15 protein-coding genes are annotated in these 18,686 nt (G+C 71.3%); 7 read left to right on the forward strand and 8 right to left on the reverse strand.

Annotated elements, in window-relative coordinates:
• Positions 1–3: 3 nt before the first annotated feature.
• Together ACWEMY_RS02660 and ACWEMY_RS02665 are read right to left on the reverse strand one after the other, a co-directional pair.
• Positions 4–1,008 (reverse strand): hypothetical protein, encoded by a 1,005-nt coding sequence (locus ACWEMY_RS02660; protein ID WP_375926751.1) that lies wholly within the window; start codon positions 1,006–1,008, stop codon positions 4–6.
• Positions 1,009–1,140: 132 nt separating this feature from the next.
• Positions 1,141–2,556: an amino acid permease gene (locus ACWEMY_RS02665; protein WP_452388585.1), complete on the reverse strand. Its 1,416-nt coding sequence runs from the start codon at positions 2,554–2,556 to the stop codon at positions 1,141–1,143.
• A 147-nt stretch (positions 2,557–2,703) separates the two neighbouring features.
• On the opposite strand from ACWEMY_RS02665, the gene ACWEMY_RS02670 reads away from it, so the two are divergent.
• Positions 2,704–3,696: an LLM class flavin-dependent oxidoreductase gene (locus ACWEMY_RS02670; protein WP_452388586.1), complete on the forward strand. Its 993-nt coding sequence runs from the start codon at positions 2,704–2,706 to the stop codon at positions 3,694–3,696.
• A 3-nt stretch (positions 3,697–3,699) separates the two neighbouring features.
• Here ACWEMY_RS02670 and ACWEMY_RS02675 read toward each other — a convergent pair whose 3' ends face one another.
• Positions 3,700–4,527 (reverse strand): NADPH-dependent oxidoreductase, encoded by an 828-nt coding sequence (locus ACWEMY_RS02675; RefSeq protein WP_452388587.1) that lies wholly within the window; start codon positions 4,525–4,527, stop codon positions 3,700–3,702.
• 128 nt (positions 4,528–4,655) lie between these two features.
• On the opposite strand from ACWEMY_RS02675, the gene ACWEMY_RS02680 reads away from it, so the two are divergent.
• Positions 4,656–5,240, forward strand: coding sequence for a pyridoxamine 5'-phosphate oxidase family protein (locus ACWEMY_RS02680; RefSeq protein WP_452388588.1), 585 nt, complete (start codon positions 4,656–4,658; stop codon positions 5,238–5,240).
• A gap of 6 nt (positions 5,241–5,246) precedes the next feature.
• On the opposite strand, the gene ACWEMY_RS02685 is transcribed toward ACWEMY_RS02680, so the two are convergent.
• Positions 5,247–6,239 carry an SMP-30/gluconolactonase/LRE family protein gene (locus ACWEMY_RS02685; RefSeq protein ID WP_452388589.1) on the reverse strand — a complete coding sequence of 331 codons (993 nt, stop codon included), beginning with the start codon at positions 6,237–6,239 and terminating at the stop codon, positions 5,247–5,249.
• Between the two features lie 179 nt (positions 6,240–6,418).
• Here ACWEMY_RS02685 and ACWEMY_RS02690 point away from each other — a divergent pair, with 179 nt between their 5' ends.
• Positions 6,419–7,165, forward strand: a complete 747-nt coding sequence (locus tag ACWEMY_RS02690; protein WP_452388590.1) for a M50 family metallopeptidase — start codon at positions 6,419–6,421, stop codon at positions 7,163–7,165.
• Here the strand turns inward: ACWEMY_RS02690 and ACWEMY_RS02695 are convergent.
• The gene (locus ACWEMY_RS02695) at positions 7,156–7,638 is read right to left on the reverse strand and encodes a gluconokinase (RefSeq protein ID WP_375935139.1); all 483 of its coding nucleotides are present in this window, start codon (positions 7,636–7,638) and stop codon (positions 7,156–7,158) included. The two genes, ACWEMY_RS02690 and ACWEMY_RS02695, sit on opposite strands and share 10 nt — an antisense overlap.
• 128 nt (positions 7,639–7,766) lie before the next feature.
• Here ACWEMY_RS02695 and ACWEMY_RS02700 point away from each other — a divergent pair, with 128 nt between their 5' ends.
• A complete protein-coding gene (locus ACWEMY_RS02700; RefSeq protein WP_452388591.1) occupies positions 7,767–8,684 on the forward strand; it encodes an LLM class F420-dependent oxidoreductase in 918 nt (305 codons plus the stop codon).
• Between the two features lie 12 nt (positions 8,685–8,696).
• On the opposite strand, the gene ACWEMY_RS02705 is transcribed toward ACWEMY_RS02700, so the two are convergent.
• A complete protein-coding gene (locus ACWEMY_RS02705; RefSeq protein ID WP_452388611.1) occupies positions 8,697–10,688 on the reverse strand; it encodes a CocE/NonD family hydrolase in 1,992 nt (663 codons plus the stop codon).
• Between the two features lie 299 nt (positions 10,689–10,987).
• Between ACWEMY_RS02705 and ACWEMY_RS02710 the strand changes: the two genes are divergently transcribed.
• Positions 10,988–11,791: a VOC family protein gene (locus tag ACWEMY_RS02710; RefSeq protein ID WP_452388592.1), complete on the forward strand. Its 804-nt coding sequence runs from the start codon at positions 10,988–10,990 to the stop codon at positions 11,789–11,791.
• Positions 11,792–11,817: 26 nt separating this feature from the next.
• Here the strand turns inward: ACWEMY_RS02710 and ACWEMY_RS02715 are convergent, their stop codons facing one another.
• Complete coding sequence (locus tag ACWEMY_RS02715) at positions 11,818–13,680, reverse strand: PucR family transcriptional regulator (RefSeq protein ID WP_452388593.1); 1,863 nt, start codon at positions 13,678–13,680, stop codon at positions 11,818–11,820.
• 129 nt (positions 13,681–13,809) lie between these two features.
• Between ACWEMY_RS02715 and pruA the strand changes: the two genes are divergently transcribed.
• Both pruA and ACWEMY_RS02725 read left to right on the forward strand, forming a co-directional pair.
• Positions 13,810–15,456 (forward strand): L-glutamate gamma-semialdehyde dehydrogenase, encoded by a 1,647-nt coding sequence (pruA, locus tag ACWEMY_RS02720; protein WP_452388594.1) that lies wholly within the window; start codon positions 13,810–13,812, stop codon positions 15,454–15,456.
• Positions 15,456–16,430 carry a proline dehydrogenase family protein gene (locus ACWEMY_RS02725; protein ID WP_452388595.1) on the forward strand — a complete coding sequence of 325 codons (975 nt, stop codon included), beginning with the start codon at positions 15,456–15,458 and terminating at the stop codon, positions 16,428–16,430. Before pruA ends, ACWEMY_RS02725 begins: the two co-directional genes overlap by 1 nt.
• Before the next feature lies 1 nt (position 16,431).
• On the opposite strand, the gene ACWEMY_RS02730 is transcribed toward ACWEMY_RS02725, so the two are convergent.
• Positions 16,432–18,498 carry an AMP-binding protein gene (locus tag ACWEMY_RS02730; protein WP_452388596.1) on the reverse strand — a complete coding sequence of 689 codons (2,067 nt, stop codon included), beginning with the start codon at positions 18,496–18,498 and terminating at the stop codon, positions 16,432–16,434.
• Between the last annotated feature and the right edge of the window lie 188 nt (positions 18,499–18,686).

The raw sequence follows: 18,686 nt of genomic DNA on the forward strand, positions 1-18,686 counted from the left end.
CGGCTACCCGAAGGACTCACCCGGTCGGCGGACCACCTCCACGACCTCACCGGGCGCGAACTCCACCACCCGGCGCACCCGCGAATTCGCCACCGGCGCCAGGTCGACGACGATGGGCGCGCCCGCGCCGGGCTGGGTGATGGCGGTGATGCGGTCCTGCAGGAAACCGCCGTCGGGGACGGCCACCCGGATCACGTCACCCACGGTCAGCGCCTCGGCCCTGACCCGGCCACCGGTGACGGCGGCGGGATCGAAGGCGCCGCAGCGGGTGGTTCCGGCGGTGCCGTCGAGGCCGCGTTCGGCGATGGTCCACCACACGGCCGTGTCGTCGTCGGCGGCGACCCTGGCATGCCAGGCCAGCACCCGATCGCGTTCGGATTCGGCGGCCGCCCGGCTCTCGTGCAGCGAGATCTGGCGGCGGACCGGGGCATTGCGGGAGCGGGTGGTGCCCGCCGCGCCGTCGATCACCAGGATCCAGCGCGCGCCCACCGCGTTGTCGCGGTGCGCGGAGACCCGTTTGGCCAGGGCCTGGCCCGGGGTGGCGCCGAGCCGTTCGGCGGCGTCCTCGATGCTCTCGGCCAGGCCGAGCGCGCGCAGCAGCTCCGCGGTGGTCAGCTCCGAGGTGCCCAGTTCCTGGGCCAGCGCGGGCATCGGGGTGCGTCTGCGCCAGCCGATACGGGCGCAGTGTTCGTGGCGGGTGAACCACAGCCCACTGCGGGAGCGACGGTGATGGTCGATCACCACCGCCCACCAGTCCCATTCCGGTTCGGCGACCAGCCGGGCGCGAATCCACTGTTCGCGACCGGCGGCGGGCACCCGTTCCTCGGGTGGCACGAAGTTGCGCAGGGCGGTGCGCACCGCCGATTCGGTGCGCCCCACCGTGCGTGCCGTCGCGGCCAGATCGACGCCCGCGCGCAGATCGTCGGCCAGGACCCGGTATTCCGATTCGCGCCAGGTGCTTCCGTGCTGGCGCGGCGGCAGCAGCTCGCCGCGGTTCTCGTCACTCATCTCGTGCCCCCGTTCTCGCACCGTCCGGCCCCACGCGCCGGACGCTCGTGACAGCTGTCCACGATACCGAGGGGGTACGACAGAAAACGCTTGTCTGCCAGCGGCTTTCCAGCAAACGGGAGCGACGCGCGACTACGGTGCCCGCACCACCGGACGACGTCCGAAGGCGTAGTACCCGGCACAGACCAGCGCGGCCCACACCGCGCCGACGACCAGCGCGCTGCGGCCACCGTCGGTCCACAGCAGCAGCACCACGACCAGGCCGAGGAAGGCCAGCGCCGCCCAGTTGGTCACCGGGGCGCCGGGCAGCCGGTAGTCGCTGGCGGGCAGCTCACCGGCGCGCACCTTGGCGCGATACTTCAGGTGGCACACCAGGATCACGCTCCACACCACGATGATGCCGACGGTGCTCACCGAGGTGATGTAGGCGAAGGCCTTGTCCGGCGAGACCAGGTTGACCACCACGCCGATCACCATCGCGCCCGCCGAGGCGCAGATGCCGGTGAACGGCACCGACTGCTTGCTCAGATTCGCGAACTGGGTGGGTGCCTCGTCGCGCAGCGCGAGGCTGCGCAGCATACGGCCGGTGGAGTAGATGCCGGAGTTGCACGACGACAGCGCGGCGGTGAGCAGCACGAAGTTGATGATGCCCGCCGCGGCCGGGATGCCGATCTGTTCGAACACCTCGACGAACGGGCTGCGGCCCGCGTGGAAGCTGCGCCAGCTCGCCACCGACATGATGATCACCAGCGCGCCCACATAGAACAGCCCGATCCGGAAGGGCAGGGTGTTGATCGCCTTGCGCAGGGTGGTCTTCGGGTCGCGGGCCTCGCCCGCGGTGACACCGACGAGTTCGACACCGACGTAGGCGAACACGACGATCTGCAACACCAGCAGCGTCTGCCCGAAGCCGTTCGGGAACACGCCGCCCTCGGCCCACAGGTTGGTCACCGTGGGGTTCGCGGCGTGGCCGAAGCCGAAGACCAGCACGCCGATGCCGATCAGGATCATCGCCAGGATGGCGGTCACCTTGATGGCCGAGAACCAGAACTCGCCCTCGCCGAACAGGCGCACCGAGATCAGGTTCGCGGTGAACAGCACCGCCAGCACCACCAGCGCGGTCACCCACTGCGGGATGTCGAACCAGTACTGCACGTAGTGCCCGGCCACGGTGATCTCGGCCATGCAGGTCGACACCCACACCGCCCAGTACGACCAGCCGGTCGCGAAACCGGCGAAACGGCCGAGGAACTCGTGGGCGTATTCGGCGAAGCTGCCCGAGACCGGACGGTAGGTGAGCAGTTCGCCGAGTGCGCGCATGATGACGAAGATGGCCAGGCCCGCGACGAGATAGGCCAGGATCAGCGACGGGCCCGCCTGCTCGATGGCGGCGCCCGCCCCGTAGAACAGGCCGGTGCCGATCGCGCCGCCGATGGCGATCATCTGGATGGTGCGGGGATTGAGCCCGCGCTCGTAGCCCTCCGATCCCGCGCTCGGCGCGGCGGCCGCCGCAGTGTCGGTGGACAGGCCGGAGCCGTCTGCTGACATGAAAACAAGTCCTTCCCTCACGGCGATCAGTCCTGCACGCTACCGCCCGCCGGTAGTGGCTCCGGTCACCCCCACCACCGCGCGGAAATATCCGGGGTGGGGTCACCGGTTGGAGCGGCAGGGACCATTTCGGGGCGAAGGAGACGCATGAGCACGGTCGAGGTGTCGGTTCTGGATCTGGCGCCGGTGCAGGACGGAGCCACCGCGGGCGATGCACTGCGTGCCACGACGCAGTTCGCGCAGTACGCCGAGGAGCTGGGCGCGCGCCGGTTCTGGGTGGCCGAACACCACAACATGCCGGGCATCGCCAGTGCGGCGCCCGCGGTGGTGCTGGCCCATCTGGCGGCGGCGACCTCGCGGATCCGGGTCGGTTCGGGCGGGGTGATGCTGCCCAATCACGCGCCGCTGGTCGTCGCCGAGCAGTTCGGCACGCTCGAGTCGCTGCATCCCGGCCGCGTCGATCTGGGTATCGGGCGCGCGCCCGGCACCGATCCGGCCACCGCGCGTGCCCTGCGCCGTCATGCCGAGGGCCTCGGCGCCGACTCCTTCCCCCGCGAACTCAGCGCGCTGATCGGCTTCTTCCGCGGCACCGACCCCGACGGCATCGTGGCCAGCCCCGGACGGGGCGCCGAGCCGGAGGTCTGGCTGCTGGGTTCCAGCGGGTACAGCGCCCAGGTCGCGGCCATCCTCGGACTCCCGTTCGCCTTCGCCCATCACATCGCGCCGGACAACACCGCCGCCGCGCTGGCGCTCTACCGCGAGAACTTCCGCCCCTCGCCGACCAGGGCCGAGCCGTACACGATCGTGGCCGCCTCGGCGATCTGCGCCGACACCGACGCCGAGGCCGACCGGCTCGCCGCACCCCGCGACCTGGCCTTCGCCCAGCTGCGCGCGGGCAGGCCACAGGCGCTGGCCACACCCGAGCAGGCCGCCGCGTTCCCCGGCAGCGAGGCCGAACGGCATTTCGCGGCCCAGCGCAAGACCGGTCAGCTCCAGGGTTCGCCGGAGACGGTGCGCGCCCAGGCCGCCGAGCTGCTCGCCGCCACCACCCCCGACGAGCTCATGCTCAACACCCTGGTCTACGACCTCGACGCGCGCTGCCGTTCGCTGGCGCTGACCCGCGCCGTGCTCGACAGCTGACGGTCACCGCAGCCCGAAGCCGCGGGCGAGCAGGTGGTCACGCAGCCGGTCGCGGCCGTTGAGCGCCTCGGCCGAGGCCAGCCGGGCCAGCACCCGCTCGATCCAGGAGAACGGCAGCCCCTGGCCGCTGTAGATCTCGCCGATGCGCTGCTCGTAGGCGGTGACGGCCGCGCGCTGGACCGCCAGGTCGTAGCTCTCCCGGTGCAGGACCGCGGCGCGCGGCAGCCGCGGCTTGACCTGGGTGCCCTCGGTCGGGTCCGGGTGCCCGACGACGAGGCCGAAGACCGCGAAGACACCGTCGGGCAGGTTCAGTTCGGCGGCCACCTGTTCCGGATTGTTGCGCAGCGCGCCGATGTAGACCGTGCCGAGGCCGAGGGATTCGGCCGCGACCACCGCGTTCTGCGCGGCCAGGGCCGCGTCGATGAAGCCGACATAGCTCGATTCCAGATAGTCGGCGCCGTCGAGCGGGGCGCCCTGATCGGCGGCGAGCTGACGTAGCCGCGCGAAATCGGCCGTCCACACCAGCAGCACCGGCGCCTGTTCGATGTGGACCTGGCCGCCCGCGATGGCGGCCAGCCGGGAGCGGCGGGCGTCGTCGCGCACCTCGATCACGCTCCACACCTGCAGGTTCGACGAGGTCGCCGCCGACTGCGCGGCCGAGACCAGCAGTTCGACCGTCTCCGGTGACACCGGGTCGGGCAGGTAGCGACGCACCGACTTGTGTTCGTGCAACACCTGCAGCACGGAATTCCACTGGGCGGGAACCTCGGTGGCCGGGTCCGCGTAGCGCTGCTGGACGGGATGGGTGGTGTCGGGAACGGTCTGCGTCATGCAGTGATCGTCGGATATCGCGTCGCCGCCGTCAGGGGTAACCCTCACCGTGAATCGAAGGGCGCCGCGGCGCGGCCGATACACTCGGGACGGGGAGCTCGCCGCCCGGCGGGACGAAGGAGGGCGAGATGGGCAAGGTCTTCGAGCGGATCGACGGCAAGTTACAGGCGTTCATCGAGGCGCAACCGATGTTCTTCATCGGCACGGCGCCCTCGGACGGCGGCCATGTCAATGTCTCTCCCAAGGGATATCGCGACACCTTCGCCGTGCTCGACGAGCACACCGTGGCCTACCTGGACCTGTTCGGCAGCGGCTCCGAGACCATCGCGCATCTGCGCGACAACGGCCGGATCACCGTGATGTTCTGCTCGTTCGGCCGCGTTGCCCGCATCCTGCGGCTGTTCGGCACCGGCCGCGTCGTGCGACCCGACAGCGCCGAATTCGACACGCTGCGAGACCGTTTCGGCACCGGCCACACCGGCATCCGCGCGGTGGTCGTGGTCGCGGTGGACCGGATCGCCGATTCCTGCGGCTGGTCGGTCCCGCGGCTGGACCTGGTCGAGGAACGTCCCGTGCTGGACGAGGCGCATCTGCGCCGCACCGACGAGGACTTCGCCCGCCGGATCGCGGGCGACAACTCCGTGAGCATCGACGGCCTGCCCGCCCTCGAACCCGATCACCCGCTGCCGTCCTCGGTGACCGCGCGCCGCTGAGCCGGGTCACGGCACGGTGCTCACCGCCACCGCCGATTCGGACAGGCTGCCGAGGTAGAGCGTGCCGTCGTGTTCGGCGACGGAGGTGACCATGGCGAAGCCGGTGCCGTCGCGTTGCAGGTCGTGGACGACGGTGCCGTCGAGGTCGAGCGCGAGCACCCAGGTGGTGCGGGCGGGGGCGGGACGCAGGCTGTCGGGCAGCGCCCAGGTCAGCCGCCGGAAGACACCGGGCAGGGCGAACAGCTTGTCCAGCAACGGGTTGCGTGGTGCCACCATGCCGACCCAGACCAGGCCGTCGGTGCCGAGATACATGTTGTCCGGTGAGCCGGGCAGGTTCTCCACGAGATGGTCGCTGGTACCGGCGCGCGGACCCGTCAGCCAGTGGCGCGAGATCCGGTAGGCGCCGGTCTCGGCGACGAGCACGCACGAGCGGTCCGGGGCCAGGACCACGCCGTTGCCGAACTGCAGGCCGTCGATCAGCACGGTGAGCGTGCCGTCCGGGTCGCGGCGCACCAGCCGGCCGCTGCCGGAGTGCTCGAGGATGTCGCCCATCCACTGCTCGAAGGGCCAGAGACGCGAGGCGATCGAGAAGTAGACGGTGCCGTCGGTGTCGCGCACGACATTGCTGGGGAAGGCCAGGGGTTCGCCGTCGACCTCGTCGACGAGGACCTCCGGCTCGGCGGCCGGGTGGGCCAGCCGCAGGATGCCCTGCCCGGTGACGCAGATCAGCAGCGAGCCGTCGGCGTCGGCGTGCAGGCCGAGCGGGCGGCCGTCGACCTGCGCGATCTTCTCGTGGGTGCCGTCGGCCGGGTCGATGCTCCAGATCGCGCCGTCGTCGGTGCCGGTGAGCACCCGGCCCTCCGGTGTCACCACCACGTCCTCGGGGGCGGTGCCCGGCAGCGCCAGCAGGCGCACGGGCGGCAGGGGCGGGACGCTCGTGGTCTGCCGGGCCCGCGCGGTCGGACGGGGCGGGTTCCAGCGGTGGGGTCGCATCGGCATGCCCATTGCTATCACGCGGGCAGCTCTACCGGTAGCGGAAGACCCACGCGCACAACGGGTGCGCCGTCCACCGCCGTCGCGGCGTGTCGACTCCGGCGGCGCCGAGCGGGACCACGGCCTTCCCTCCGGGCCGGGCCGACCCGACGATGGGGCCGGGAATTCACGGCTAAGGTGCGGCGGTGGATACCGAGTCCGTCAGCACTACGTTCGATCGTCTTCTCGCCCCGCAGCCCGCACCGCCGTGGTGGCTGGTGCTGGTCACCGCCGTGGCCGCGCTGGTGCTCGTGGGCTACCGGCCGCTGTGGCGGCTGGCCAGGGCCGCGGTCACCGTCGCGCACGAGGGCGGGCACGCATTGGTGGCCCTGCTGACCGGGCGGCGGCTGCACGCGATCACCCTGCACACCGACACCTCCGGCCTGACCGTGTCCAGCGGTAAACCCACCGGGCCGGGCATGATCCTCACCGCCGCCGCCGGGTACACCGCGCCCGCCCTGCTCGGCCTCGGCTACGCGGCGCTGCTCGGTTCGGGACGCGTCACGGTGATGCTGTGGGCGACGCTGGCCATGCTGGTCGCCGTGCTGATCAAGGTGCGCAATGTCTACGGCCTGCTCACCGTCGTGGTGCTCGGCGCCCTGGTGTTCGGGGTCTCGTGGTTCGGGAGCGACCTGCTGCAGGCCGGTTTCGCCTATCTGGCGGCGTGGTTCCTGCTGGCCGCGGCCGTGCGGCCGGTGGTGGAGATGCAGCGCAGCAGACGCAGGCAACCGGGCCGCGGCGATTCCGACGCCGATCAGCTGGCCCGGCTGACCCACCTGCCCGCCCTGCTGTGGGTGGGGTTCTTCGCGGTGATCTGCCTGGCCGCGCTGGTCTTCGGTGCCGGACTCATGCTGGCGCCGGTGGCCGAGCTGCACCCGCTGCTTCAGCGGTGATCGGCCCGCCAGGCCGCGATCGCCTCGGTGACCAGTAGTTCGGGCGGCACCGTCGCGTCCAGTGTCACGCCCGCCTCGTCGGGCTGGAGGGGTTCCAGCGTGGCCAGCTGGGAATCGAGCAGCGTCGTCGGCATGAAGTGGCCGTGCCGACCCGAGAGCCGGCGCACCAGCTCGGCGCGGTCGACGGCCAGGTGCACGAAGAAGGCGTCGGGCGCACCGGCACGCAGCTGATCGCGATACACGCGCCGCAGCGCCGAGCACGCCACCACGCCCCCGGATTCCTCGTGCTCACGCAGCCAGACGCCGACGATGGCGAGCCAGGGCGCGCGGTCCTCGTCGGTCAGCGGAATACCCGCGGCCATCTTCTGGATGTTCGCGGTCGGGTGGTAGTCGTCGCCCTCGGCGTAGGGCAGTCCGAGCCGTGCGGCCAGCAGCGCGCCGATCGTGGACTTCCCGCACCCGGACACACCCATGACGACGATGACAGGCTCGGCCACCACACCCACTCCTCGCGCTCGCTCGATCACCTCGAACCCACATCGTCGCGCACCGGATGCCCGCGCGGCGCGGGAACCGGCCCGGTTCGGGCACGATGGTGATCATGGACCTTCGCATCTTCACCGAGCCACAGCAGGGCGCCGACTACGACACGCTGCTCGCGGTGGCCCGGGCCACCGAGGACCTCGGCTACGACGCCTTCTTCCGCTCCGACCACTACCTGGCCATGGGCGACGCCTCCGGACTGCCCGGACCCACCGACGCCTGGATCACCCTCGCGGGCCTGGCCAGGGAGACCTCCCGGATCCGGCTGGGCACCCTCGTCACCGCCGCCACCTTCCGGCTGCCCGGCCCGCTGGCCATCCAGGTCGCCCAGGTGGATCAGATGTCGGGCGGCCGGGTGGAGCTCGGGCTGGGCAGCGGCTGGTTCGCCGCCGAGCACGCCGCCTACGGAATCCCCTTCCCGGACAACCGCTTCGGCCTGCTCGAGGAGCAGCTGGCGATCGTGACGGGCCTGTGGGAGACCAAGCCCGGCGAGACCTTCGACTTCGAGGGCACCCACTACCGGCTCACCGACTCCCCCGCGCTGCCCAAGCCGGTGCAGAGCCCGGTGCCGGTGGTGATCGGCGGGCACGGCCCGGTCCGCACGCCCCGGCTCGCGGCCCGTTACGCCACCGAGTTCAACATGCCGTTCTCCTCGGTCGCCGACAGCGCGGCCCAGTTCGACCGGGTGCGGGCCGCGGTGCGCGCGGCCGGACGCACCGACGAGCTGGTCTACTCCAACGCGCTGGTGGCGTGTGTCGGGCGCACCGACGCCGAGGTGGCCCGCCGGGCGGCGGCGATCGGCCGCGAGGTCGACGAGCTGAAGGAGAACGGGCTGGCCGGGTCGCCCGCGGAGGTCGTCGACAAGATCGCCCGCTACCGCGAGATCGGCGCGAGCCGGATCTACCTGCAGATCCTCGATCTCGCCGACCTCGACCACCTGGAGCTCATCGCGGCCGAGGTGAAATCGCAGCTGTGAGGTCCGCGGCGGTCACGGGATCGGCTTGTCGGTGGGCAGGTTGACGAAGCTCGGGGCCGCCGGGTCCAGCAGCAGGTGCTGGGGCTTGAGTTCGGTGTTGTTGAGCATCGGCCGGAACGCGAGTCCCTTGGGTGAGTTGCCCGCGAAGACATCGATACGCAGGCGATGGCCCGGCGCGAGCACGGCCTGGGTGGGGATGACGGCGATGTCGAGCGCGACCGGTTCGCCCGGCACCACCGGCAGCAGCTGGTCGATGCTGAGCGGATTGAACGGGGCGGTGAGGTCACCGTTGACGGAGCGGGCGCTGCGGCGCTCGTCGATGGCACGCATGGAGGCGGTGAGCTGGCCGGTGGTGAGCACCGTGGAGGTGCCGTCCGGATCGACATCGTTGACGGTGACGTTCCAGTAGCCGTCGGCGGCGTCGTGGATCGTGGTGAGCCGCACATTGATCGGGCCGGAGATCACCGTCTGCTCGGCCACCGGCGCGCTGGTGAAGGTGAGCCCGTTGCGTTCGGCGATGCGGGCGTCCTTGGCGCACATGTCGATGACGGCGGGCATCCCGGCCGCGCCCTGGGCGGCGTCGCGGGAGCATGCGGTGCTGAGTCCCGGTGCGACGGTGAGCTTTTCGGCCGCGCCGGGACCGGCCGCCGAGAGCGAACCGTCGTGCACACTGTCCTCGGTGGTGCCGCTGGCCGCCGGGCTCAGATACACCCGCCGATGGGTGACGCCGGGCTGCGGGAACTGCGCCAGCGTGATCCAGTCCCCGCCCTGCTGTTTCACGGTGACCGGCCCGAAATCGTCGATGCCGCTGTCGATGTCCTTGAGCCACTTGTCGAACCAGGCGCGCTGCAGCACGTCCAGGCGCGGCGGGGCGCCCGCGACACCGGTGCCCGCACCGGGATTGGCGTGATAGGTGTCGCCGACGACGAGCTGTTTGCGGCCCGGGTCCAGGGGGATCTGCTCGTAGAGCTTGGTGGCGCTGTTGGCGAAGATGTCGTGCCAGCCGCCGTAGACGAAGGTGGGCACGGTGATCCGGTCCGGGTGCCCCTGGATGGCCTGGCGGAACGCGGACTTGTCGTCGAGGGCGGCGGCCAGCTCGGGGGGCATGTCGTCGAGGGTCGGGGTGAGCAGCGCCTGGGCGAGCAGGTCGAAATTGGTGGTGGGGTCGGCGATGCGGTCCTCGAGCCAGGTCCAGTCGAACCGGCCCTGGACCATCGAGGCCACATCCGGCACCAGTTTGAGCTGGTTGACCGAGTTGAGCCACATCGGCAGGAAGGTCGTGCCGACACCACCGCCGGGGGCGACCACATCGCGCATGAGATCACTGCCCGGCTCCACCGGGAAGATCGCCTGTAGTGCCGCGGGGGCGTCCTCGGCGGCGCGCAACTGGTTGATGCCGGAGTAGGAGCCACCGCTCATCCCGATCCGCCCGTTGGACCACGGCTGGGCGGCCGCCCAGTCGATCACCTCGCGGGTGTCGAGTTGCTCGCGGGCGCCGAGGGTGTCCCACATGCCCTGCGACAGGCCGGTGCCGCGCACGTCGGCGACGACCACGGTGTACCCCGAGCTGATCAGCTGGCGGTCGACGCCGAGCATGGTCTGGATCATGCCGCCGTCGAGTGCCTGCATCAGATCACCGAATCCGCTGATCGGGGTGGTGGACAGGTTCAGCCTGCGCACCAGATCGACCGCCATCGGCTGCAATCCCGGTGTGGCCGCGGCCTGTTCGATCAGCCCGGTCATCAGTTTCGAATAGGGCGTGAGGCTGACGATGGTCGGCAGCGGCCGCTGCTCGATCACGCCCGCGGCGTCGGCGGGCCGGTACACATCGGCTTTCAGGACCACGCCGTCGCTCATCGCGATGTCGACCCCACGCTCCACCCGGACCTCCGGGTAGGGGGCGGGACCGTCGTGCTGGGCGGTCCAGCGCGCGGCGGGGGTCACGGCGGGCTGCCCGGCCGCCGGACCACCACCACATCCGAAGACGACCACCAGCGCCAGCATCGTCGCCAGTAGTCGCACGCGCCCACGCTCCGCACCGCTTCGCACCATATGAGTCGCTCCCCGACCGGTTTCGTGTCCGTCGTTGACCTAGCCACCGCAGGATCGGCGCGAAGAACATAACAGCGGTAACGAGTTGCCACGGTGAGCGCCGGACCGCTCGGACTGTCGCAGTGAATACGTGTTGTTCCAGTTCAGTGGGGTCGCGGGGTCACCGGATCTGTCGGTGGCCGGTGGTTGACTGGCGTGTGCCGGTGCTGATCCGGCCGGGTGCCATCCATCATCGAGGAAGGACGTTCGACATGCCGACACGTGACGAAGCCTGGCCGCAGGGCACGCCCTGCTGGATCGACTGTCAGGTCGACGACACCACCGCCGCCCGCGCGTTCTACAGCGCGCTGTTCGGCTGGGAGGTCCAGGACGCGCCCGCCGGGGCGGGCGGCTATCTGATGGCCGATCTCGACGGGCGCCCGGCGGCGGCCATCGGCCCGAAACCCGAAGGGATGGCGCAGATGCCGTCCACCTGGACGACGTATCTGGCCGCCGACCGTGCCGACGAGATCGCCGAGCGGGTCGTGGCGGCGGGCGGCAAGGTGTTCATGCCACCGTTCGATGTGTTCGACGCGGGACGGATGTTCGTCGCGGCCGACCCGACCGGTGGCGTGTTCGGGGTGTGGCAAGCCAAGGCCCATCACGGCGCGGGCATCTACAACCAGCCGGGGGCCTACTGCTGGAACGAGCTGCACACCACCGGATACGACCGGGCGCACGAGTTCTACAGCAGCGTCTTCGGCTGGCACTACACCGAGATCGGCGACGGCGAGAACTTCACCTATTCCACCTTCGCGCGCCCCGGCGAGACCGTCGAGATCGGCGGGATGATGGACGCCTCGGGCATGGGCATGCCGCCCTACTGGCTGGCCTGGATCCAGGTGGACGGCACCGACGCGACCCTCGACCAGGCCACCGCACTGGGCGCCACGGTGATCATGGGCCCCGACGACAGTCCCTTCGGCCGGACCGGCATCGTCCGCGCACCCCAGGGCGAGGTGTTCGGCGTGATCGACCCGGCGATGGCGGTCGGCGAGGTACCCACCGGAACCTGATCCCCACACCGGGCCCCGGAGTCGGCCTAGGTCGACGGGTCGGGAGCCGCGGCCAATTGCAGCTCGAGCAGCAGGCGGTCGGCGGGGTCGTTCAGGCTGATGCCCAGGACGGACTCGATGCGGCGCAGGCGGTAGCGCAGCGTGTTCGGATGGATGCGCAGCGCGGCGGCGGCAGCGCTCACCTCGCCGTGGGCGCGCAGGTAGGCGCGGGCCGTGGCGCGCAGGTCGGCGGCGTGGGCGCGGTCGTAGGTGTCGAGGGCGGCCAGGCGGGGGTCGTGCAGGTGGGGCCGGTCGCGGATGAGTTCGATGATCTCGGTCAGCAGTACCGCGGTGCGCGCCTCGGCCAGGGTGGTGACGCGCGCGTCGGGGTCGGCCGGGCTGTCGAGCACCCGGTCGACCTCCTCGCGGGCCGCCGCGACGGCGGTGAGCCCGGCGACGGGCGCTGCGATCGCGGCCCGGACAACGAGGCCGCGCGCCTGCTCGAGCTGCGCGACCAGCTCGCGAACCCACGAACCCACACCGGCGGCCGAATGATAGGAGGGCACCAGCACATAGACCCGATCACCGATCGCCTCGGTCACCGAATCGTCACGAAAAGCACTGGCGTACAACCGGATCAGGCCACTCGAAGTCACCAACCCGGCCACCGGACCGAGCGCGGCTCCCGAACCGATGTCACTGGCCGAACCGGACCCGCCGCTCCGGCCATGCCCCGCTGCCGAGCCGATCTCCGCCGCCGAACCGCGCCCAGCGCTCAGGCCATGCGCCGCTCCCGAACCGCGCCCAGCACTCGAGCCGGGCGCCGCTCCCGATCCGCGCCCGACACTCGGGCCGCGCGCCGCTCCCGAACCGCGCCCGGCACTCACGCCGTGCGCTGACGCCGAACCGACTCCGTCGGCCGTGCGGAGGGCCGCGAAGCCGATCACTGCGGCGGGGCCCTCGACAGGCAGGCCGAGGGCCGCGACGACCGACGGTACGTCGACTCCGTCGCCGTGTGCGCCGAACAGGCGGCGGACCAGCAGGGCCTCGGTCGAGGGTGCGTCGAGTCTGCGGGCGATGATCCGGGCCGCTACCGCCGCGGCGCCGCGGAGGACCTGGGCCGCGTCGGGGCGCAGTGGGCGGGCGCCCTGTTGGAGCCAGAGGGTGCCGAGCATTCTGGCCTGGGCGCCGGTGCCGCGGCGGATGGCGACGACGAGGCGGCGGCGCATCGCGAGTTCGGGATGTTCGGGGACGTCAACGACCTCGTCGCTGCGCCGGACCCGGTCGTACACGCCCCAGGCGCGCAGGATGCGCAGGTAGTCGGCGGGGCCTTCGCGGCCGAGGATGGATTCGATGCGCAGCCGGTCGGCGGAGGAGTCCGAGGCGGAGTAGGCGAGCACGTGCGAGGACGGGTCCTCGATGGAGACCATGCCGCCGGTCTCCCCGGCCACCACCTGAGCCAGGCCGAACAGGTCGGTGTCCGGGGCGAGCAGGTCGTGGTCGCCGGCGGGGGTGCGGCGCGCGGGTGCTCGGGTGACCAGGCGACGGACCAGGGGGAACACCTGGTCCCAGCGGGCTTCGCGGTGCAGCCGTACCAGGGCGATGTCCGCGTCCCGGGCGGCCGCGCGTACCGGCGCGTCGTCGGCGCTCTTGGTGATCAGCACCCGGGGCCGGTGCGACCGCTCGCGCTTCCCGGCCGTGTGCAGCCACGCCCCGGTGGCCGCCGCGTCCGCGCCGACCAGCAGATACACCTCGGGCAGGGCACCGGAGATGCCGGCGAGGTCGGCGGGTTCGCCGAGCGCGACCGAGCGCAGCGTCACCTGCTCCCCCGCGGGCGCTTCGACCAGCGTGGCCACCGTGTGGTCGAGCGCGGCGAGCAGCGCACCGAGGGTGATGGCGTCCTCCGGCATCGACGGCCTCCTGCTTTGGCGGATCGGATGAAGACACACCGCGACATTCATCCGATCAGACGATTATGCGCGCGCAAGATCGGAGTTGACTACGTCACATCCCGCCCCGACGACGCAGGAGCCGCACCCATGGATGCCATCGCGACCACGCCGACGCCGGTCAACGAGCCCGTCGGCAGCTTCGCTCCCGGAACCCCCGAACGCCGCAGGTTGCAGGCCGCGCTGGCCGAGCTGGCGGCCTCTCCCACCGAGATCACCCACGTCATCGGCGGCCGCGCGGTCCGCGGTGACGGTCCGGTCTTCGAGGTCGTCCAGCCGCACCGGCACGCCGCCGTCCTCGGCACCCTGCGCGACGCGAGTGCCGCCGACGCGGCCGCCGCCGTCACCGCCGCCTGCGCGGCCGCGCCCGCCTGGCAGGCGATGCCGTTCGAGGACCGCGCCGCGATCTTCCTGCGAGCCGCCGACCTGCTGGCCGGCCCGTGGCGTGAGCGGATCGCGGCGGCGACCATGCTCGGGCAGTCCAAGTCGGCCTATCAGGCCGAGATCGACGCGCCCTGCGAGCTGGTCGACTTCTGGCGGTTCAATGTGTCCTTCGCGCGCGGCATCCTGGCCGAGCAGCCGCTCTCGACGCGCGGGGTGTGGAACCGCATGCAGTACCGCTCGCTGGAGGGGTTCGTCTACGCGGTGACGCCGTTCAACTTCACCGCCATCGCGGGCAATCTGCCGACCGCGCCCGCCCTGATGGGCAACACCGTGGTCTGGAAGCCGGCCCGCTCGCAGGCGGTCGCGGCCTACCTCACGATGCGGCTGCTCGAGGCGGCCGGGCTGCCGCCGGGGGTGATCAACCTGGTCAACGGGCCAGGGCCGGAGATCTCCGAGGTCGTGCTGGCCGATCCGCGTCTGGCGGGCGTGCACTTCACCGGGTCGACGGGCACCTTCCAGCAGCTCTGGCGGGCGGTGGCCCAGCAACTGGACCGGTATCGCACCTATCCGCGACTGGTCGGCGAGACCGGCGGCAAGGACTTCGTGCTCGCGCACCCCTCGGCCGATCCGGCGGTACTCACCACCGCGCTGCTGCGCGGCGCGTTCGACTACCAGGGTCAGAAGTGCTCGGCGGCCTCGCGCGCGTTCGTGCCGCGCTCGGTGTGGACGGTGATGTCGGAAGACCTGATCGAGAAGACCTCCGCGCTGCGCTACGGCGATGTCACCGACTTCTCGAACTTCGGTGGCGCCCTGATCGATCGGCGGGCCTTCGATCGCAATGTCGCCGCGCTCGAACGTGCCAAGGCCACGCCCGGGCTGACCGTCGTGGCGGGCGGGCACAGCGACGACAGCGTCGGCTGGTTCGTCGAACCGACCGTGGTGGTCGGCGACGACCCCGGCGACGAGGCGTTCCACACCGAGTACTTCGGCCCGATCCTGGCCGTGCACGTCTACGACGACAGCACCCCGACCGGTTTCGCCGACGCCATGGACCTGGTCGACCGCGGCAGCCCGTACGGCCTGACCGGCTCGGTCATCGCCGAGGACCGCACCGCGATCGCCGCGGCCACCGACCGGCTCACCTTCGCCGCCGGCAACTTCTACATCAACGACAAGCCCTCGGGCGCGGTGGTCGGCCAGCAGCCCTTCGGCGGCGGACGGGCCTCGGGCACCAACGACAAGGCGGGTTCGGCCCAGAATCTGCTGCGCTGGACCTCGGCGCGCACGATCAAGGAGACCTTCACCCCGCCCACCGAGCACCGCTACCCGCACCAGGAACCGGAGGTCGGCTGATGTCGGCCATGCTGCGTTCGGCCATGCTGGCCGCCGCGCGCTCGCCGCGGCTCGAGCACACGATCACCCGGCTGCCGCTCTCCCGTGACGTGGTGTCCCGCTTCGTCGCTGGCACCACGGTCGAGGAGGCGGTGCGCACAACCGAAGCCCTGGTCGGGTCCGGCCGGTTCGTCAGCATCGACTACCTCGGCGAGGACACCACCGACCTCGCCGGTGCCGAGGCGACCGTCGAGCAGTACCGCACGCTGATCGCCGCGCTCGGGCGGCTCCCGCAGGCCGCGGTGGCGGCGGGAGCCGTGCGGCCGCTGGAGGTCTCGGTGAAGCTGTCCGCGCTCGGCCAGGCGCTGCCGCGTGACGGGCACGCGGTGGCCCGCGAGCATGCCCGCGAGATCTGCGCGGCCGCCGAGGCCGCCGGTCTGTGGGTGACCGTCGACGCCGAGAACCACACCACCACCGACTCCACCCTGGCGATCGTGCGGGAGCTGCGCACCGACTATCCGTGGCTGGGCACGGTGTTGCAGGCGTATCTGCGCCGCACCGAGGAGGACTGCCGCACCCTGGCGGACCCCGGCTCGCGCATCCGGTTGTGCAAGGGCGCCTACGACGAACCCGTCGGCGTGGCCTTCCGGGAGCGCTCCGAGGTCGACGCCTCGTATCTGCGGTGCCTGGCGATCCTCACCGCGGGCGCGGGCTATCCGATGATCGCCTCGCACGATCCGGCCATGCTCGACGCGGCCGGGGTCGGGGTGCGCTCGGCGCGGCGCAAGGCCGACGAGTACGAGTACCAGATGCTCTACGGCATCCGCGCCGACGAGCAGCGACGTCTCACCGCGGCGGGCGATCACCTGCGCGTCTACGTCCCCTACGGCGAGCAGTGGTACGGGTACTTCATGCGCAGGCTGGCCGAACGTCCGGCCAATCTCGCGTTCTTCCTGCGCGCGCTGGCCGGACCGGGCCGCGAATCGCCGCGCTGAGCTATTCGCTCAGCGCCGATTCCGGGCGCACCAGCACCCGCTTGAGGATCTTGCCGGTCTCCCCGCGCGGCAGCGCGTTGAGGAACGTGACGTCGCGCGGGACCGAGAACCGGCTGAGCCGATTGCGGATGTAGGTGCGGACCATGTCCGAATCCAGGCCCGCCCCTTCGCGTTTCACCACGAACGCGGCCAGCCGCTGCCCGAACTCCCGGTCCGGCACCCCCACCACGGCCACCTCCGTGATCTGCGGCAGGTGCGCCAGCGCCTCCTCCACCGGGCGCGGGAAGACGTTCTCGCCGCCGGAGATGATCATCTCGTCGTCGCGGCCCGCCACGAACAACCGGCCCGCCGCGTCGAGATAGCCCAGGTCACCGGTGTCGAGCATGCCGTCGGCCTCCTCCGGCGGCGCGGAGTTCACATAGCCGTCGAAGAGCATGTGGTTGGCGACGAAGATGTGTCCGGTGGTGCCCACCGGCACCGGGCGCAGATCCGGGCCGAGCACCGCGACGCGGGTGCCCAGCGGCGGCCTGCCAGCGGTGGTCGGCGAGACCCGCAGGTCCGCCGGGGTGGCCACGCTCGCCCAGGACACCTCGGTGGAACCGTATACGTTGTAGAGCAGGTCGCCGTAGGTGTCGAGGAAGCGCAGCACCGTCGCCCCGGCCAGCGGCGCGCCACAGCTGACCACGTGCCGCAGGCTCGACAGGTCCAGCCCCGCGCGCACCGCGTCGGGCACGTCGAGCAACCGCTCGACCATGGTCGGGACCACGATCAGGGTGGTGATCTTGTGCTCGGCGACCGCGCGCAGACACTCCACCGCGTCGAACCCGTCGCTGAGGACCACGGTGGCGCGCAGCGCGGTGCTGAGCTGCAACCCGGCCAGGCCCCAGGTGTGGAACAGCGGCGCCGGGATGAGTACGACCTCTTCCACGCGCAGCGGAATCCGGGACAGCAGCGCGGCGATGGTGCCGAACCCCTTGGCGTGCGGGCGGCGCGCGCCCTTGGGGGAACCGCTGGTGCCGGAGGTGAGCACGATCAGCCGACCGGGATGGGCGGGGACCGGGAAATCGCCGTGGCCGAGTGCGATCAGGCGCTCGATCGTGGTGCGTTCGAGGTTCGGCGGACGGTCGTCGGTGGTGAAGCGCGGGACGTCGTTGTGCAGGTAGCGGATCAGTTTCTCCAGCTCGCCGTCGACATAGACCGCGTTGAGCCGGTGCCGCTGGACGATCTCCTCGATCCGCCTGCCCGAGAGCCCGGCATTGAGCAGGGCCACGTCGACGCCGAGTTTGCCCGCGGCGACCATGGTCTCGACCATGCCCGCGTGATTGCGCGCCAGCAGGCCGATCGCGTCACCGGCGCGCAGCCCGAGCGCGTGCATGGCCCCGGCCAGCGCGGTGGACCTGGCGTCGACCTCGCCGAAGGTGCGCTGCCCGTGCGGATCGATCAGCGCGACCCGGTCCGGCGCGTGCGCCGCCCCCGCCGCGTAGCCACCGGCCAGGTTGAAACCCCACTTCGACAGCGAACGCAACTGCCGCACGATCGACATCGGTTCCGGCCGCATGAGCCCGGTGGCGGCGATACTGCGCGCCACCCCCGCATTGCGGCGCAGCACCGAACGCTCGGCATTGACTACCACCGAGGACCTGGTCCCGGCGATCACATCGGCCGTGCGGCGCAGCCCGGCCCGCACCCAGTCGGTCACCGCCGAGTTGTTGCGCTGTTCCAGCGCCGGATGCACCCGGGCGGCGGCGAACAGGGTGATGTCGAGGCGGGTGCGCTGCTGGTCGCCGCGCAACCGGATGGAAGCGAAGCTGCCCAGTTGCCTGCTGCGCAGCTCGAAACTCTCGTACCAGCGGCCGATCTCGAGGACGAACTCGTGGGTCTGGATCCCCGCGTCGGCGGAACCGACGCGGACCTGCCAGACCACCGCCCCGTCGGGGCGTTCCACTCGTTCGCAGCTGCCGATCCCGGTGAACATCCGCGGATAGCTCTGCGGATCCAGCAGTACATCCCACAATGCCTGTCGCGCGATGGTGAAATCCGCGGTGACATCGATGACGTCGGTGACCAAACTCCGTGCTCTTCTTCCCGTCGGCCTGTTCGACCAGCGCGGTCGGCGGGCAAAAATGGGCGCGGCGGTCGATACCCTCCGCGCGGGTCGTCACGCTACCCGGCCGTGTCGCTCCGTGATCAAGAATCAGACAAAACCGGTGGTTTCGGACCGATTTCGCCGGAGTTTGGTTTGCGCGCCACACCTCA

Source organism: Nocardia sp. NPDC004415 (assembly GCF_053602435.1).

What these genes read in the sequence shown, in the direction of transcription:
- ACWEMY_RS02685 (WP_452388589.1), bottom strand. Translation starts at nt 6,239, where the DNA reads ATGCCGATGCGACCCCACCGCTGGAACCCGCCCCGTCCGACCGCGCGG.
- ACWEMY_RS02695 (WP_375935139.1), bottom strand. Translation starts at nt 7,638, where the DNA reads ATGGGTGTGTCCGGGTGCGGGAAGTCCACGATCGGCGCGCTGCTGGCC.
- ACWEMY_RS02705 (WP_452388611.1), bottom strand. Translation starts at nt 10,688, where the DNA reads ATGCTGGCGCTGGTGGTCGTCTTCGGATGTGGTGGTGGTCCGGCGGCC.
- ACWEMY_RS02670 (WP_452388586.1), top strand. Translation starts at nt 2,704, where the DNA reads ATGAGCACGGTCGAGGTGTCGGTTCTGGATCTGGCGCCGGTGCAGGAC.
- ACWEMY_RS02700 (WP_452388591.1), top strand. Translation starts at nt 7,767, where the DNA reads ATGGACCTTCGCATCTTCACCGAGCCACAGCAGGGCGCCGACTACGAC.
- ACWEMY_RS02680 (WP_452388588.1), top strand. Translation starts at nt 4,656, where the DNA reads ATGGGCAAGGTCTTCGAGCGGATCGACGGCAAGTTACAGGCGTTCATC.
- ACWEMY_RS02665 (WP_452388585.1), bottom strand. Translation starts at nt 2,556, where the DNA reads ATGTCAGCAGACGGCTCCGGCCTGTCCACCGACACTGCGGCGGCCGCC.
- ACWEMY_RS02710 (WP_452388592.1), top strand. Translation starts at nt 10,988, where the DNA reads ATGCCGACACGTGACGAAGCCTGGCCGCAGGGCACGCCCTGCTGGATC.
- ACWEMY_RS02715 (WP_452388593.1), bottom strand. Translation starts at nt 13,680, where the DNA reads ATGCCGGAGGACGCCATCACCCTCGGTGCGCTGCTCGCCGCGCTCGAC.
- pruA (WP_452388594.1), top strand. Translation starts at nt 13,810, where the DNA reads ATGGATGCCATCGCGACCACGCCGACGCCGGTCAACGAGCCCGTCGGC.
- ACWEMY_RS02660 (WP_375926751.1), bottom strand. Translation starts at nt 1,008, where the DNA reads ATGAGTGACGAGAACCGCGGCGAGCTGCTGCCGCCGCGCCAGCACGGA.
- ACWEMY_RS02675 (WP_452388587.1), bottom strand. Translation starts at nt 4,527, where the DNA reads ATGACGCAGACCGTTCCCGACACCACCCATCCCGTCCAGCAGCGCTAC.
- ACWEMY_RS02725 (WP_452388595.1), top strand. Translation starts at nt 15,456, where the DNA reads ATGTCGGCCATGCTGCGTTCGGCCATGCTGGCCGCCGCGCGCTCGCCG.